The sequence below is a fragment of the Actinoallomurus acaciae genome, from assembly GCF_042429965.1.
GTDB lineage: Bacteria > Actinomycetota > Actinomycetes > Streptosporangiales > Streptosporangiaceae > Actinoallomurus > Actinoallomurus acaciae.
Genome location: NZ_JBHLZP010000173.1, coordinates 1 through 15,417 on the forward strand (window position 1 = coordinate 1; position 15,417 = coordinate 15,417).

Genomic DNA, 15,417 nt, shown 5'->3' on the forward strand with positions numbered 1-15,417 from the left:
CAACCCCCGCCAACCCATGACACAACGCATCAACCACCGAACCCAACGAATCCCCCACATCCAACATCCCGCGCCCCGAGCCCACCCACGTGTCGGACTTCGCCACGTAGCCGGTCGGGGTCATCGGTCACTCCTCGCCGTCGCGGAGCCAGGGGGCGGCTCCTCGTTACGCGGTGGTGACCTCCCGCTTTCGGCTTCTCTCCCTTCGCCGAAACCGGCCTTATCGTGCGGCTCCCGCCGAAGTCTGAGAGTTCACCCAGATTTAACCGCTGTTACGCGGACATTACCGCGCAGGGGCGATCAAGGGCTATATCCGGCGGCGAACATTCTTAACTCCGTGGTCATGCTGAAGAAACGGTCGCCTCATCTGCGGCGACGTGACATGCGGCCTGGTGACCGGGCCGCGGTTCGAGCAGGGCGGGCTCGGTCGTACGGCAGCGGTCCTCCGCCACCGGGCAGCGAGGGTGGAAGCGGCATCCGGCCGGCGGCCTGTCCGCGCTCGGCACCTCACCTCGCAGCACGGGCGCCGTGGTACGCCGTGACGGATCCGGTACGAGACCGGCGTCGCGGAGCGAGCGCGCGTACGGATGCCGCGGCTCGTCCGACACCTCGCGCCACGGACCGGCCTCCGCGACCTTGCCCAGGTACAGCGCCAGCACCCGGTCGCTGATGTGGCGCACCATGGCGAGGTCGTGGGAGATGAACAGGTACGTCAGGTTCAGCCGTTCGCGCAGGCGGACGAGCAGGTTCATCACCTCGGCCTGCACGGAGACGTCGAGCGCCGACAGGTCTCGTCCAGGACGAGGACGTCGGGCTCGACGGCGAGGGCGCGCGCGATGCCGACGCGCTGCCGCTTGCCTCCCGACAGCTGCACCGGATACCGGTCGCGCAGCCGCGACGGCAGCCCCACCATCTCCATCAGCTCGGTGACCCGGGCGGAGCGCTCGGCACCGCGCGCGGCGAGCCCGTGCACGCCGAGCACCTCCGCCAGCGTCTGCTCGACGGTGAGGCGCGGATGCAACGAGGCGTACGGGTCCTGGAAGACGAGCTGGACGCGCCGCCGGTACGGCCGCATCGCGCGCGGGCCGAGCGCGGTCAGGTCGGTGTCGCCGAGCAGGACACGTCCGGAGGTCGGGTGTTCGAGCCGGACGAGCAGGCGGGCGAGCAGGCGGGCGAGCGTCGACTTGCCGCAGCCGGACTCACCGACGATGCCGAGGGTCTCCCCCCGGCGCGACCGTGAAGGACACACCGTCGAGCGCGTGGACGACCCCCTTGTAGTGCTTGACGAGGTTCTCCATCGTCAGCGTCGCGTGTTGGTCACGCGGACCACTCCTCCGGGGACACGTGGCAGGCCGCCCGCTGGGGCCCGCGGTCGAGCGGGGGCGGCTCGGTGGCCGTGCGGACGTCACACCGCTGCGGGCAGCCGGGCGGCAGGTGGCCGGAGCCCGCCGATCTGCGTCAGCGGCGGGCGCGCGGCGCCACGGTGCGCGGGCATGGAACGCAGCAGCCCGGCCGTGTACGGATCGGAAGGCCGGGCGAACAGGTCGGCCATCGCCCCCTCCACCACGCGCCCCGCGTACTTGACCGCCGTGCGGTCCGCGACCGTGCTGTTGCGATCGGCCTGAAACGCCGCGTGCTGATGATGTCGCAGTACGGCCGACCCGGCTCATCGTGCGACGTCAGCACCCGGGGGATCATGAGCCGGGCGATCTGGCGGGACCGCGTAGGCGCGAGATGCGTGCTGTGTTCGAACGGCCCGGGCGGAGGTACCTGGCCTGGGGCGTCCGCCAACGCGGGTCGGTCAGCCGCGCGCCCTCGGGGCGGAAGCCGGCTCGCTCATAGAGCGCGCGTGCTCTGTCGTTGTCCTCGAACACCCACAGCCTGACATCCACGCCGGGCATCGCGTCGATCGCGCGGTGGAGCAAACCGCGCCCGACGCCCGCGCCGGACGCGGCCGGATGGACATAGAGCGCGGCCAGGTAGCCCTCGCCGGCGTGATCGGCGTCGTCGCCGTAGCGGACGAACCCGACCGGCCGCCCGGTGGCGTCGACGGCGAGCACGGTCTTGAGGCGGGGGTCGTTCAGACGTACGGCCAGGTCGGTCGCGATGGTGTCCGCATCGAGGGCGTCGATCACCTCGTCCGGCACGACCCCTCGATACCCGGCCCGCCATGCGGCCACGAAGATATCGGCCATCGCGGGCAGGTCGTCGGCGACCGCCTCCCGATAGGCGATCATTTGACGTACATCCGGCGTGGCCGTACGGTCGCCGGCTCCGGTAGCCGTAGCGGAGCCGCACCCGGTGTCAGGGATCCCAGGATCGATCCGGTGCGCGCGCCGGTCGCCGACGCGATGGTTCCCTCGAGCCCGTGCACGGAGAGGTAGCCGAGGAGGCCGAACAGGTATGCCTCCTTCGCCTGTGCCGGCAGGCCGAAGTCCTCGACCGGGCGAACGCGCACCGGTGCGGCCGATTCGGCGATCCGCCGCATCAGGGTCGGGTTGCGTACCCCGCCGCCCGCGACGACGAGTTCGGCCAGTTCGTATGTCCGGCACGCGTCGGCCACGAGCCTTGCGGTCAGTTCCGTAAGCGTCGCGAGCAGGTCGTCGGTTCCGATCTCCAGGTCGCCGACGGCTTCGCGCACGTAGTCGGCATGGAAGAGTTCCTTGCCGGTGGACTTGGGTGGGGCGGCGCGGTAGTACGGCTCGGCGAGCAGCCGATCGAGCAACGCCGCGTGCACCGTGCCGCGTGCCGCCCGCACCCCCGAGGCGTCCATTCGCTCCGCGCCCGCGGTGGCGTCGCTGACGGCGCTGTCCATCAGGGCGTTCGCGGGCCCGAGGTCGTACGCGATCACGTTTGCGTCCGCGTCCCGGACGGTGATGTTGGCGATGCCGCCGAGGTTGAGGGAGCCACGCCGCACCTCGTCGGAGAGTACTAGCAGCGCGTCCAGTGTGGAGGCGAGCGGCGCACCGTGGCCGCCGCGGGTGAGGTCGCGTGTGCGCAGGTCGGAGACGGTGGTCACTCCCGTCGCCTCGGCGATCCAGCCCGCGGCGCCCAGTTGCAGCGTGCCGAGCGCATGCGTGCCGTCGACCCAGTGGAAGACCGTCTGCCCGTGGGAGACGATCAGGTCCGCGGCACCGTCGGTGAGGTGTTCGTTGGCCGCCGCCGCGACCGAGCCGAACAGCCGGCCCAGCTCGGTGTCGAGCCGGCATACCTCTTCCAAGGTGGTGGGGTGTGGTGGCAGGGCGGCCGCTATCCGGGCCCGAAGTTCGGCTGGAACGACCTCGCTGTGCAGCCCTCGGGGATGACAGACGATCTCGTCACCGGCCAGCGAGAAGTCGGCTGCGGCGGCGTCGATCGCGTCGTAGGACGTACCGCTGAGCATGCCGATGACGGTCAGGTCCATTTCGGTCTCCTCAGGTGGGCCTCGGCCGCGGCGAGTACCCGCAGCCACATCTTTTCGGTCGCTCGGGGCGGGCCGCTCGCGTGCAGCCGGTTTGTGATCATCGCGACGGCCGCTCGGGGCTCGGGTAGTACCGCGATCGCGACTCCGGGGAAGCCGGTGTGCCCGACGGCGCGGCCCCGGTCCCAGACCCGCAGCCCCAGCGCCTGACCGGGGTCGGCACCGGCGGTGAGGAAGCCGGCGACCGTGTCGCGCCGTATCGGCCCGTCACCGTCCAGGCAGCGCAGCAGACCCGTCGCGAAACGCAGGAGGTCGGCGGCGGTCGTGAACAGCCCGGCGTGCCCGGCGACCCCGTCGAACGCGTGGAAGGCGTTGCCGTCGTTGACCTCGCCCACCAGAACATGGTCGCGCCAGCCGTCGAAGTCGCTGACGGCGCCGTCGACCGGGTACGGGACGCCGGACGCGATCATGCCCTTTTCAATGGTGTCGCCGTTCGAACTCGCGGCGACCGGCCCGCCGGGCACCGGCGTGGCGTAGCGCGTTTCGGTGAGCCCGAACGGTCGCAGCACCAACTCGTCCACGGCCGCCGCGAGACCACCGCCGACGCGTGCGACCAGCTCGCCGAGCAGGATGAACCCGAGGTCCGAGTAATGTCGTCCCTCGCCCTGCCGATAGCGGAGCGGCATCTGGGCGGCGAGGGAGACGGCCTCGTCGGCGCGGACGCCGTTCAGGTACAGCGGCCACCATTCCCGCAGGCCGGCCCGGTGTTCGAGCATGTCGCGCACGGTGCTGTTCCGGTCGAGTTCCGGCAGGTGGCGGGCGACCGGTGCGTCCAGCGCGACCTCGCCGGCGTCCACCAGCGCCATCAGCGCGGCCGTCGTGCCGATGATCTTGCTTACCGACCCGGCGTCCGTCCTTGTGTCCCAGCCCATCTCGACCGGCGGCCCGGCCGCGCCGTGCCGAGCGAAACCTCCGGCGGCGTAGCGGATTCGCTCGCCTTCGACGACGGCGACGAGCGCGCCGGGCGGCGCGGTGCCAGCGTCGGGGGACACGCCCAGCAGGTCGGTGACGGCAGTGGCCAGGGGATCCGTGGTGAGTCGGGTGATTTCGGACACGGGATCAGGTTAATCGTTCACCTGTTGTCTGTCATTAAGGTCAACCATTACCCTCTGCGTAACTCGTTGCTGGAGGATCTCGTATGACACCCCCCACCCCGTCCGGTCGCGGCGCTGCCCGGTTCTGGATCAACTCCGTCGCCCTCACCGCCGCCGCCACCACCGCGGTAGCGGGACTGGCCGCCTGCTCACCCAGTGGTTCGAAGAACTCCTCGTCCGGCACCTCGACCTTCGTCGTCGCCCGGACGGGTGACATCGACAAGCTCGACCCGCACCTGGCGACCGCGTTCCAGACGCAGCAGACGCTGGGACTCGTCTACTCGACGTTGGTCCAGACCAGCTCCACCGGCGAGATCCAACCCGACCTGGCGACCAAGTGGACCACCTCATCTGACGGGCGGACCGTCGACTTCACCCTTCGCTCGGGTGTGACCTGGCAGGACGGTTCGCCGTTCACCTCCGGCGACGTCAAAGCGTCGATCCGGCGGATTCTCGACCAGAAGACCGGCGCGGTCGCCCGCTCGAACCTGATCGCGATCAAGTCGGTGGACACCCCTGACGACGCCACGGTGGTGCTGCACCTGTCCCAGCCGTCGGCGTCGCTGCTCTACTCGCTGGCGTCGGTGAACTCCTCGATCGAGTCCGCCAAGGACATCTCCGCCGGGACGGTCGGCAAGAAGCCCAACGGCACCGGGGCATTCGCCTGGAACGGCTGGAACCCCGGCCAGCAGGTGGTCCTCACCGGCAACCCGAAGTACTACGGCGGCGCACCGAAGATCAAAAAACTCGAGTTCCGGGTCATCCCGGACGAGTCGTCGATCCTGTCCGGTATGAAGGCCGGTGCGTTCCAGCTCGGCCTGATCTCCGACCCGGGAGTCGCTCACCAGGCCGGCAAGTCGGACACGTACTCGCTCGCCAAGCAGCCGGCCCTCTCCTACCACGTTCTGATGCTCAACGGCCGGAAGGGTCCGCTGAAGAACCAGCAGGTGCGGCAGGCCATCAGCTGCGCCATCGACCGCAACCAGGTGATGCAGACGGCGGCCTACGGCGACGGCGCCGTCACGGGCCCCATCACCAGCCCGGCCTTCGCGTACTCGGCGACGGACGGCCTGCCCTGTACCCCGGGTGACGTGGCCAAGGCACGATCGATGCTGGCCGCGGCCGGTTACGCGAAGGGCTTCACCCTCACCACCATCGTCGAGACCGGCGAGTACGCCACCGCCGGCGCCGAGGCCCAGAACATCCAGTCGCAGCTTTCCAAGATCGGCGTGACCCTGCAGCTGAAGCAACTGTCCACCGGGCCGTACGTGTCGGCGTGGCTCGCGGCCGACTACGACGCCGCCGTCGCCTTGAACGGTGGCTCGTATGACCCGTTCCTGATGTACGGGCGCTACTTCACCTCCGGAGGCAGCCTCGCGAAGCCCGCGGGCCTGGACTCCTCGACGCTGGCCGACCTGCTCACGCAGGGCAACGCCACCAGCGACAGCGGCAAGCGGCAGGAGACCTTCCGCAACCTCCAGAAGGAGCTGCTGGTCGAGTCGCCATGGGTCTGGACGTTCCGCTCGGATGACTACTACCTGGTCGGCTCGGGCGTCCACGGGTTCACTCCTCGTCCGGACGAGTTGCTCCGCTCGCTGACCAGCGTGTCCTGAAAGGGGCGAGCCGATGCTGAACTGGCGATGGCTGGGGTCGCGGCTCCTGGGCGCGCTGATCACCTTGCTGGGGGTGACGGTGGTCGTCTTCGTCGTGCTGCGCACCATCCCCGGAAACGCGATCACCGCCTCGCTCGGCATCGAGTCGGGCACGCTGACCCCGGCGCAGCGTGCCTCGCTCGAGCACTTCTACGGGATCGACCGGCCCTGGTTCGCCCAGCTCTGGGCGTGGATCTCGGGCGTGGCGCACGGTGACCTCGGGCTGTCGCTGACCAACGGCAAGTCCGTCACGAGCCTGGTGGCCTCGTCGCTGCCGGTGACGGTCGAACTCGCGGTGCTGTCGGCGTTGATCGGCACCGCCCTGGGCGTGGTGCTCGGTGTGCTCGCCGGTAGCCGTCCAGGACGGGCCTCCGACTCGCTCACCCAGGGGGCGTCGCTGGTCGGCCTGGCGATCCCCGAGTTCGTACTCGGCACCGCCGTGGTGACGCTCCTCGCCGAGGCTTTCCACTATTTCCCCGACACCGGCACCTTCGTGCCGCTGACCAGCTCGGTGTCGGGGAACATGAGCCAGATCCTGTATCCGTCTCTCGTGCTCGCGGTCGCGTTCGCGGCCAACGTGATGCGCACGACCCGATCGGAGTATGTCGAGATGGCCGAGGCCGACTACGTGCGTACCGCACGTGGCAAGGGCCTGTCCCCGGGTAGGGTCCGAACCTCGCACATCCTGCGTAACGCCACCATCCCCATCGTCACGCTGACCGGTATCCAGTTCGGCTACCTGCTCGGCGGCACCGTGATCATCGAGCAGATCTTCGCACTGCCCGGTATGGGGCGCCTGCTGTTCACCGCCATCTCCAACCGGGACTACCCGGTGGTGCAGGGCACGGTACTGGTCATCGCGGTGCTGTTCGTACTCGTGAATCTCCTCGTCGACCTGCTCTACCGGATGATCGACCCACGGACGCGTGCCGCATGAGCGAGCGGAGCGAAAGCACAGCGCGCCTGGTCACTCCCGCGACGGAGGAGGTTTCATGAGCGTGCTTCCCACAGTGGCCGAGCCCATCGGCTCCGTCCCCACCGCGCCCGGACGTTCATGGCTGCTCGCCCGGATCTGGCAGGACCGCAACGGGCGGATCGGCCTCATCGTCATCCTGCTGCTCGCCGTCGTCGCCGTGCTCGGCGCGTTCGGAGTGCTGCCGCACGACCCGATCGCGCAGCACCCGGCCGCCCGGCTGCAGGGCCCTTCGAGCCGCTACTGGTTCGGTACCGACCAGTTCGGCCGTGACATCGCCGCCCGCGCCGCCGTCGGAATCTGGACGTCACTGCGTGTCGCGATCGTCTCGGTGGCGGCGGCGGCCGTGATCGGCTCGATCCTCGGTATCAGCGCCGGTTTCTTCCGCGGCTGGGTGGACCAGGTCGTCAGCCGTTTCGTCGACATTCTCTTCGCGTTCCCCGCGATCCTGCTGGCGCTCGCGGTCGTCAGCGCCCTCGGCAGCGGGTGGCAGAACACCGCGATCGCGATCGCCGTCGTCTACACCCCGATCTTCGCCCGCGTATCGCGCGGGCCGACACTCGCGGTCGGCACCGCGGAGTACATCAAGGCGCAGCGGGTTCTCGGCACGCCGCTGCCGCGGATCCTGCTACGCCATGTACTGCCGAACGTCAGCGCGCCGATCGTCGTGCAGGTGACCCTGGCGCTGTCCTGGGCGATCCTCACCGAGTCCGCGCTGTCGTTCCTCGGCCTGGGTACCCGGCCACCGACTCCCAGCCTCGGCCTGATGGTCTCCGACGCTCGCAACACCGTCGCCACCGCCTGGTGGACGCTGGCCTTCCCCGCCCTCGCGATCGTGATCGCGGTGATAGCGCTCAACCTCCTCGGCGACGGACTGCGCAGCGCACTCGACCCGCGAAGGGACTCTCGCGCATGAGCGAACCGATGCTGGCGGTACGGGGCCTGCACACCTCGATCCGCACTCCGTCCGGGCCGCTGGAGATCCTGCGCGGGGTCGACCTGGAGGTGGACCGCGGCGAGACCCTGGCGGTGGTGGGCGAATCCGGTTCAGGTAAGTCGTTCACCGCGCTGAGCATCGCCGGCCTGCTGCCGACGGGCGCCGCCGTCACCAGCGGCCAGGTCCTGCTGGAGGGCCGGGATCTGGTGGCGCTGCGCGAGGCCGAGCGCCGCACCGTCCGCGGTGCCGAGATCGGCATGGTCTACCAGGATCCGATGACGTCGCTGAACCCGATGATGCGCATCGGCAAGCAGGTGACCGAAGGCCTGAAGGCACACGGCTGGTCGAAGGAGGAGGCCCGCGACCGAGCGGTGACCGTGCTCGGCGAGGTGGGCCTGCCCTCGCCACGGGCACTGATGAGGCTCTACCCGCACCAGCTCTCCGGCGGCATGCGGCAGCGGGTGCTGATCGCCTGCGCGATCGCGCCCCGCCCCAAGGTGCTCATCGCCGACGAGCCGACGACGGCGCTGGACGTGACGATCCAGCAGCAGATCCTTCGGCTGGTCTCCAGGCTGCGGGACGAGTACGGGCTCGCCGTCGTATGGATCACCCACGATCTCGGCGTGGTGGCGCGGATCGCGGATCGGGTCGCCGTGGTGTACGCCGGCCGGGTCACCGAGCTGGCCCGGACCCGCGAGCTGTTCGCCGCCCCTCACCACCCCTACACCGACGGCCTGCTGCGCTCGCTGCCGACACCAGGAGATCCGCACCAGGCGCCGTTGCCGCAGATCGGTGGCAACCCGGTCGCGCTTTCCGCGCTCCCGCCCGGCTGCCCGTTCGCGCCGCGCTGCGCCCAACGACAGGATCGCTGCGACACGGAGGAGCCTCCATTGATCGACCGCACCGGCTCACGAGCCGCATGCTGGGTGCCGCGAGAGGAATGGCGCGCGCCGTCCGCGGGGGTGACCACCCGTGCCTGACAGGCCGATGCCCGGTGGCGAGGACTCTTCCGGCGAGATCGCGATCGAGGTCCGCGACGTCGTCAAGCACTACCGCACACCGGGGCGCGGCGAGGTCCACGCGCTCGACCAGGTGAGCGTGAGCGTCGGGCGCGGCCAGGTGCTCGGCGTCGTCGGGGAGAGCGGCTGCGGAAAGTCGACGCTCGCGCGGCTGCTGACACGGCTCGAACGGCCGGACTCCGGAAGTGTCGAGATCCTGGGTCGCCGGATCGACCGCGCCAGGGGAAGGGAACTGCGCGAACTGCGGCGCGGGATCCAACTCGTCTTCCAGGACCCGTACGCCTCCCTCGATCCGCGACAGCGAATCGGCGCCGCGTTGGCCGAGGTCCTCACCGTGCACCGGCTGCCGTCCGGTACGGAACGCGTCGGTGAGCTGCTCGAGACGGTCGGGTTGCCGGCATCGACCGCCGGCCGGTACCCCCACCAGCTCTCCGGCGGGCAGCGGCAACGCATCGGGATCGCTCGGGCGCTCGCCGTCCAGCCACGGATACTGGTTCTGGACGAACCTGTCTCGGCGCTGGATGTGTCGGTTCGCGCAGAGATCATCAACCTGCTGGCACGGCTGCGCGGTGAGCTGGGGCTGGCCTTCGTCTTCATCTCTCACGACCTCGGCATGGTGCGCCACCTCGCCGACCAGATCGCGGTGATGTACCTCGGCAAGATCGTCGAGTACGGACCGTGGGACGTCGTCTCCGACACCCCCACACACCCGTACACCCGGGCGCTTCAGACAGCGGTGCCGATCGCCGACCCAGGGCTCGACGCTCCGCCGGCCGACCTGGTCGTCACCGGCGAGGTTCCGGACGCCGCCGATCCGCCATCGGGGTGCCGCTTCCACCCGCGATGCCCCCTGGCTGAAGATCGCTGCCGTACCGCCGAGCCGCTCATGCTGCCCGAGTCCGGACGGCACCGGCTGGCCTGCCATGTCATGCGGAGCGAAGCGGACGGGACGGGCGGGTAGCCGTGACCAATGATCATTCCCCTGGTCGGCAGCAGGATGTGCTGACCACGCTGCGCGGGCTCCGGCCATCGCTGGTTCCGTCCAAACGGCGAGTCGCGACCTACATCCTGCGAGAGCCGGCGCACGCCGCCACGCAGACCATCTCCGAACTCGCCCGAGCCGCGCAGACCTCGGAGAGCACCGTGCTGCGGCTGTGCCAGGAGCTCGGGCTGCGCGGATATCGCGAGCTTCGGATCGCACTCGCGGCAGAGTCGGGACGCGAGCAGGAGCGGGCGGCGAACCGCCATGTCGGGAGCGACATCAGCCGCGACGACGACCTCGACTCGATCATCAACACCATCACCTTCACCGACCAGCAGGCGATCGCCGACACGGCGCGCAGCCTCGACCGGGCGGCACTCGCCGAGGCGGTCACGCTCACCGCGGGCGCGCGCCGAGTCGACATCGTCGGCGTCGGCGCGAGCGCCGTCGTCGCACTCGACCTGCAGCAGAAACTGCACCGAATCGGGATCATCGCCTACGCCTGGCACGACACTCACGCGGCCCTGACCGCGGCCGCACTGCTCGGACAGGCCGACGTCGCGATCGGCGTTTCGCACACCGGTGAGACGCCTGACACCGTCGATGTCATCCGCGAGGCGAGCGCACACCGCGCCCGGACGATCGCGCTGACCGGCGTACCGAACTCACCGCTCGCCGCCGCGGTGGACGTGTTATTGACCACGGTCGACCGGGAGACGACCTTCCGCTCCGGAGCGACGGCGTCGCGGATCGCCGCGCTGAGCGTGGTCGACGTGCTGTTCACCGCGGTCGCTCAGCGCCGCTACGACCAGGCCATCGCCGCGCTCGAGGCGACCCGGCACGCCATCGTCGACCGCCGTGCCACCCGGGCGACGCCCCAGCCGCGCAGTGGGGAAGCCCACTGAAAGAAGCCCACAGAGAAAGGCCATCCGTGAACCACTCCGGAATCCGGGTCGCGTCCCCGACCGAGCAGGTCAACGCCCGGACCACCGAACTCGACGCCGTGCCGACTCTTGAGCTCGTCCGTCTGCTCCACGACGAGGACCGCACCGTCCCCGACGCGGTAGCCGCGGCACTGCCCGAGCTGGCCGGGCTGGTGGACGACGCCGCGGCCCGGGTCGCCGACGGCGGCCGGGTGCACTACTTCGGCGCGGGCACCTCCGGGCGTCTCGGCGTGCTCGACGCGGCAGAGTTGCTCCCGACGTTCGGTCTGACCGACGGCGTGGTCGTCGCTCACCATGCCGGCGGCACCACGGCGTTGCTGCGTGCCGTCGAGAACGCCGAGGACGACATCGACGGAGCCGACACCGCCGACGTGACCGCCGCGGACGTGGTGATCGGACTGACCGCCTCCGGCCGCACCCCCTATGTCGGCGCGGCACTGACCGCCGCCCGGGCGGCAGGGGCGTCCTCCGCGCTCATCACCTCGAACCCGAACGCCCCACTGGCGAAACTCGCGGACTATCTACTCGTCGCGGACACGGGGCCAGAGGCGCTCACGGGATCAACCCGCCTCAAGGCAGGCACCGCGCAGAAGCTGCTCCTGAACTCGTTCTCCACCGCGCTCATGGTCCGGCTGGGCCACACTTACCGCAATCTCATGGTCGACATGCGAGCGACGAACGCGAAACTGCGCGGCCGGATGGTGCGGCTGCTCGTCCAGGCCACGGGAGCGGACGACACCCGTTGCACGACGGCGCTCGATTTGTGCGGCGATCTGAAAACCGCGCTGGTCCACCTGCTCGCGGAGCAGCACTCAGGCGTGTCGGCGACCGTGCAGCAGTGTCGAGCCGCGCTGGCGGAGTCGGGCGGGCGGGTCCGGCAGGCACTGACGGCCCTGAACGTGCACCCCGCACCTCCGACCGACCTTCACGGCTGACGAGGGTCGACGCTCCTCACGCATACCGACGCCTGTCTCGGTGCTCGCGGCTCCCGGCTCGTCCTGAAGCTCTGCCCGGCGGGCCGACCGCCGTCTTTCCCGAAGACCTCGGGGCGGCGGCGAGCAGGTCGAGCGAGACCTGCCAGAGCCGTGCCGCCTTCCGCGGGTCGACGGCATGGTCCGCCACACCGCGGCGTACGCCCGGCGTGAAGGGCGCGGCCTCCTCACAGTCCTCGAAGTACCTACCGGTGACGCCCTGGACGAGCGGCGACGCCGCGAGCAGGACGGAGGTCGCCGCGCCCGATTCGATGTTCTTGACCGAGACGCCGGTGGCGGCCCCGGGGTCGAACGACGCGGGTGCGGGCGGCAGGTGGCGGGACAGGCCGGTGTCCCAGATCCGGCCGGGGTTGAGCGCGTTGACGGCGATCCCGTCGCCGGCCCACCGCCGGGCGGCCTCCACGGCGAAGAGGATGTTCGCCGTCTTCGACTGGGCGTAGGCGGCCCACGGGTCGTAGGGGTGGTGCGCGAAGTGGATGTCGTCGAAGAGGACCTCGCCGTTGACATGGCCCACGGAGGCAACGACGACGACGCGCGCCGAACCGGCCGCCCGAAGCGCGTCGTGCAGGCCGGTGGCGAGCGCGAAGTGGCCGAGGTGGTTGGTGGCGAACTGCAGCTCCCAGCCCTCGGCCGTACGCGTCTCGAGGGTGGCCATGACGCCGGCGTTGTTGACGAGGATGTGCAGCGGCCCGCTCCAGCCCGCCACGAACGCGCGGACCGAGCTTTGGTCGGCGAGGTCGAGCGGAGCGACGGTGACGTCGGGGTGGCCGGTGGCGGCGGCGGTGATGGCGGCCGCGGCCTTCTCGCCCGCCTCGACGTCACGGACGGCCAGGGTGACCTCGGCGTTCGCGCCGGCCAGAGCGCGAGCCGTCTCGACGCCGATGCCCGACGAGGCACCGGTCACGACGGCTCGGCGACCGGTCAGGTCCACCCCCGCGATGACGTCGGAGGCGGTCGACTCGGCGCCGAAGCCCGTCGTGATCCGCGTACTGGTCATGTCGCTTCGCTCCCTGACGGCAGGTCCATCCCGGCCGCTACACTGATAACCGGAGCCGGGTCCGGTTCTCTGCGTGAGAGCGTAAGCGGAGCCGGGTCCGGATGGCAAGTCGCGCCGAGACGCATCACGGCATGGAGAGGACACTCGTGGCTTCATCCGACGGGGCGGCCCGGTCGCTGCGCGCCGACGCCCAGGCCAATCACGACCGGCTCCTGGAGGTCGCGGCCAGGGCGTTCGCCGAGCACGGGGCCGAGGCGTCGCTGAAGGCGATCGCCAAGGAGGCGGGCGTCGGCATCGGGACGCTGTACCGGCGCTTCCCGACGCGGGAGATCCTCGTCGAGGCGACGTACCGCAGCGAGTCGGCCCGGCTCTGCGCGTCCGCCGGCGACCTCCTGCGGCAGATGCCCGCGGTCGACGCCCTGCGCGTGTGGATGGAGCGGTTCCTGGACTATCTGGCGACCAAGCGCGGCATGTCCGGGTCGCTGCGCGCCGTGCTGACCAACGACGACGACCTACGGCTGAAGACGCGCGGCATGCTGATCGACGCGTTGGCCCTGCTGCTGCGCGAGAACGAGGAGCAGGGGACGGTACGCGGCGGCCTCGACTCGTCCGACGTGGTCATGGCGCTCGGCGGCATCGCGCTCATCGCCGGCGACCAGGACCGGCGCGACCTCGCCGGACGGCTGCTCGATCTCCTCATGGCCGGCCTCACCGCGGACGCCGGAAAGTAGGGCGATCACCGGTTTCCGGCGTGCATGTCGAGGTTTGACGCCTTCGCCGCGCATCAATCATGCTGTCGGCGAATACCACTCCGACAGAGGGCGGCGACGTGCGCATCGGGCTGCTGGGAACCGGACCGTGGGCGGAGATCGCGTACGGGCCCGCGCTCCGCGACCATCCTGAGGTCGAGTTCATCGGGACGTGGGGGCGCAGACCGGAGGCCGCGGCCGCGATCGCCGAGACGTTCGGCGGCCGCCCGTACGCGGACGTGGACGCCCTGATCGGCGACTCCGAGGCGATCGCGATCGCGCTGCCCCCGGCCGTCCAGGCGCCGCTGGCCGCACGCGCCGCGCGGGCCGGACGCCATCTGCTGGTGGACAAGCCGCTCGCCGTGGACGTCGCGGACGCGCGGGAGGTCGTGGACGCGGTCACCGAGTCGGGCGTCGCGTCGGTCGTCTTCTTCACCACACGCTTCACCGGCGAGCCGGCCAGGTGGATCGACGAGCAGGCGGAACGCGGCGGCTGGTTCACCGGGCACGCGGACTGGCTGGGCGCGCTGGACAGCGGGGACAACCCGTTCGCGAACTCACCCTGGCGCCGGCAGAAGGGCGGCCTGTGGGACGTCGGCCCGCACGCCCTGTCGGTGCTGCTGCCGGTGCTCGGCGACGTCGAGAAGGTCGCGGCGGCCGTCCCCGGCCCCGGCGACACGGTCCACCTGGTCCTGCGACACACCGGCGGCGCGTCGAGCACGGCAACACTCAGCCTGACGGCGCCGGGACCTGCGGCGGGCAACCGGGCCGAGTTCCGCGGCGAGTCCGGCGTCGTGTCGCTCCCGGAGAACCAGGACACCGCCGTGACCGCACTGACCCGAGCGATCGACGCACTACTCGAGTCGGCACGTACGGGCGAGCCCCAGGCGTGCGACGCACGCTTCGGCCTGCGCGTGGTGGAGATCCTCGCCGAGGCGCAGCGGCTGCTCTGACCACGGCCCCTGCTCGGCTCCCACCACCCCGGCGACACGGGTCGGCGCCCCCGTCCCTCGCAGGCGAACGGGACGCCGAGCCGCGTGCCATCCGGAGGCGTCGAGGCGTGCGAACACCCGAACGCCATACCCGGCCCGCAGGATGTCGGGAAGGTGTGCGGTGTGCCAGTTCCCGTCGGTGGCCTGGCGCATGTGACCAGCCTGTCGTGCCAACGTGCCTCTTCGGTCGTGCGATCCACGGCTCTCGCGTGCGTCAGTGGCGGCGGGTGTTGGTACGGCGGGTCGGTTCCGCCGTGGCCGGATCCTCCGGCCACGGGTGACGTGGATAGCGTCCGCGCAACTCCGCACGTACGCTCCGATAGCCCTCGCGCCAGAACGAGGACAGGTCCGCGGTGACCGCGGCCGGGCGTCCGGCGGGCGACAGCAGGTGTACGACGAGGGGTACCCCGGCGACGCGCGGTGCCTCCTGCCAGCCGAACAGCTCCTGCAGCTTGGCCGCCAGCACCGGCCGTTCGCCCGTGTAGTCGATCCGGATCCGCGAGCCGCCGGGTACGGTGACGCGTTCCGGCGCGACCTCGTCGAGCCGGGCCGCGCACTCCCACGGCAGCAGGCCGCGCAGTGCCGCCGCCACGTCGAGGCGCCGCAGGCCGGCGCGGTCGCGGGCG

17 protein-coding genes are annotated in these 15,417 nt (G+C 70.8%); 9 read left to right on the forward strand and 8 right to left on the reverse strand.

The window, feature by feature from the left end; translation table 11 throughout:
* Window positions 1-341 precede the first annotated feature (341 nt).
* The 6 genes from ACFFNX_RS22795 to ACFFNX_RS22820 form a co-directional block, all read right to left on the reverse strand.
* Window positions 342-752 (reverse strand): oligopeptide/dipeptide ABC transporter ATP-binding protein, encoded by a 411-nt coding sequence (locus ACFFNX_RS22795; RefSeq protein ID WP_378205694.1) that lies wholly within the window; start codon window positions 750-752, stop codon window positions 342-344.
* Window positions 752-1,249, reverse strand: a complete 498-nt coding sequence (locus tag ACFFNX_RS22800) for an ATP-binding cassette domain-containing protein (protein ID WP_378205697.1) — start codon at window positions 1,247-1,249, stop codon at window positions 752-754. The genes ACFFNX_RS22795 and ACFFNX_RS22800 overlap by 1 nt, the downstream gene beginning before the upstream one ends.
* Window positions 1,250-1,405: 156 nt before the next feature.
* Window positions 1,406-1,552 (reverse strand): ABC transporter ATP-binding protein, encoded by a 147-nt coding sequence (locus ACFFNX_RS22805; RefSeq protein WP_378205700.1) that lies wholly within the window; start codon window positions 1,550-1,552, stop codon window positions 1,406-1,408.
* 142 nt (window positions 1,553-1,694) lie between these two features.
* The gene (locus ACFFNX_RS22810; protein WP_378205703.1) at window positions 1,695-2,237 is read right to left on the reverse strand and encodes a GNAT family N-acetyltransferase; all 543 of its coding nucleotides are present in this window, start codon (window positions 2,235-2,237) and stop codon (window positions 1,695-1,697) included.
* Window positions 2,234-3,403 (reverse strand): anhydro-N-acetylmuramic acid kinase, encoded by a 1,170-nt coding sequence (locus tag ACFFNX_RS22815; RefSeq protein ID WP_378205706.1) that lies wholly within the window; start codon window positions 3,401-3,403, stop codon window positions 2,234-2,236. The genes ACFFNX_RS22810 and ACFFNX_RS22815 overlap by 4 nt, the downstream gene beginning before the upstream one ends.
* Window positions 3,394-4,515: a serine hydrolase domain-containing protein gene (locus ACFFNX_RS22820; protein ID WP_378205709.1), complete on the reverse strand. Its 1,122-nt coding sequence runs from the start codon at window positions 4,513-4,515 to the stop codon at window positions 3,394-3,396. The genes ACFFNX_RS22815 and ACFFNX_RS22820 overlap by 10 nt, the downstream gene beginning before the upstream one ends.
* Before the next feature lie 83 nt (window positions 4,516-4,598).
* On the opposite strand from ACFFNX_RS22820, the gene ACFFNX_RS22825 reads away from it, so the two are divergent.
* The 7 genes from ACFFNX_RS22825 to ACFFNX_RS22855 are packed head-to-tail and all read left to right on the forward strand — an operon-like array spanning window position 4,599 to window position 11,996.
* Window positions 4,599-6,167 (forward strand): ABC transporter substrate-binding protein, encoded by a 1,569-nt coding sequence (locus ACFFNX_RS22825; RefSeq protein ID WP_378205712.1) that lies wholly within the window; start codon window positions 4,599-4,601, stop codon window positions 6,165-6,167.
* A gap of 13 nt (window positions 6,168-6,180) precedes the next feature.
* Window positions 6,181-7,143 (forward strand): ABC transporter permease, encoded by a 963-nt coding sequence (locus tag ACFFNX_RS22830; protein ID WP_378205715.1) that lies wholly within the window; start codon window positions 6,181-6,183, stop codon window positions 7,141-7,143.
* A gap of 55 nt (window positions 7,144-7,198) precedes the next feature.
* Window positions 7,199-8,095, forward strand: a complete 897-nt coding sequence (locus ACFFNX_RS22835) for an ABC transporter permease (RefSeq protein ID WP_378205718.1) — start codon at window positions 7,199-7,201, stop codon at window positions 8,093-8,095.
* Window positions 8,092-9,096 carry an ABC transporter ATP-binding protein gene (locus ACFFNX_RS22840; RefSeq protein ID WP_378205721.1) on the forward strand — a complete coding sequence of 335 codons (1,005 nt, stop codon included), beginning with the start codon at window positions 8,092-8,094 and terminating at the stop codon, window positions 9,094-9,096. The genes ACFFNX_RS22835 and ACFFNX_RS22840 overlap by 4 nt, the downstream gene beginning before the upstream one ends.
* Window positions 9,089-10,096, forward strand: a complete 1,008-nt coding sequence (locus ACFFNX_RS22845; RefSeq protein WP_378205725.1) for an ABC transporter ATP-binding protein — start codon at window positions 9,089-9,091, stop codon at window positions 10,094-10,096. The genes ACFFNX_RS22840 and ACFFNX_RS22845 overlap by 8 nt, the downstream gene beginning before the upstream one ends.
* 2 nt (window positions 10,097-10,098) lie before the next feature.
* Window positions 10,099-11,022, forward strand: a complete 924-nt coding sequence (locus ACFFNX_RS22850) for a MurR/RpiR family transcriptional regulator (protein WP_378205728.1) — start codon at window positions 10,099-10,101, stop codon at window positions 11,020-11,022.
* 26 nt (window positions 11,023-11,048) lie between these two features.
* Window positions 11,049-11,996: an N-acetylmuramic acid 6-phosphate etherase gene (locus ACFFNX_RS22855; protein ID WP_378205731.1), complete on the forward strand. Its 948-nt coding sequence runs from the start codon at window positions 11,049-11,051 to the stop codon at window positions 11,994-11,996.
* A 16-nt stretch (window positions 11,997-12,012) separates the two neighbouring features.
* On the opposite strand, the gene ACFFNX_RS22860 is transcribed toward ACFFNX_RS22855, so the two are convergent.
* A complete protein-coding gene (locus ACFFNX_RS22860) occupies window positions 12,013-13,050 on the reverse strand; it encodes an SDR family NAD(P)-dependent oxidoreductase (RefSeq protein WP_378205734.1) in 1,038 nt (345 codons plus the stop codon).
* A gap of 146 nt (window positions 13,051-13,196) precedes the next feature.
* On the opposite strand from ACFFNX_RS22860, the gene ACFFNX_RS22865 reads away from it, so the two are divergent.
* Together ACFFNX_RS22865 and ACFFNX_RS22870 are read left to right on the forward strand one after the other, a co-directional pair.
* On the forward strand, window positions 13,197-13,781 hold the full coding sequence (locus ACFFNX_RS22865) for a TetR/AcrR family transcriptional regulator (protein WP_378205737.1): 585 nt from the start codon (window positions 13,197-13,199) through the stop codon (window positions 13,779-13,781).
* 98 nt (window positions 13,782-13,879) lie between these two features.
* Entirely contained in the window at window positions 13,880-14,752 is an 873-nt protein-coding gene (locus tag ACFFNX_RS22870) for a Gfo/Idh/MocA family protein (protein ID WP_378205740.1), read from the forward strand.
* 253 nt (window positions 14,753-15,005) lie between these two features.
* On the opposite strand, the gene ACFFNX_RS22875 is transcribed toward ACFFNX_RS22870, so the two are convergent.
* A partial coding sequence (locus ACFFNX_RS22875; protein WP_378205743.1) for an ATP-dependent helicase C-terminal domain-containing protein occupies window positions 15,006-15,417 on the reverse strand: 412 nt, incomplete at its 5' end.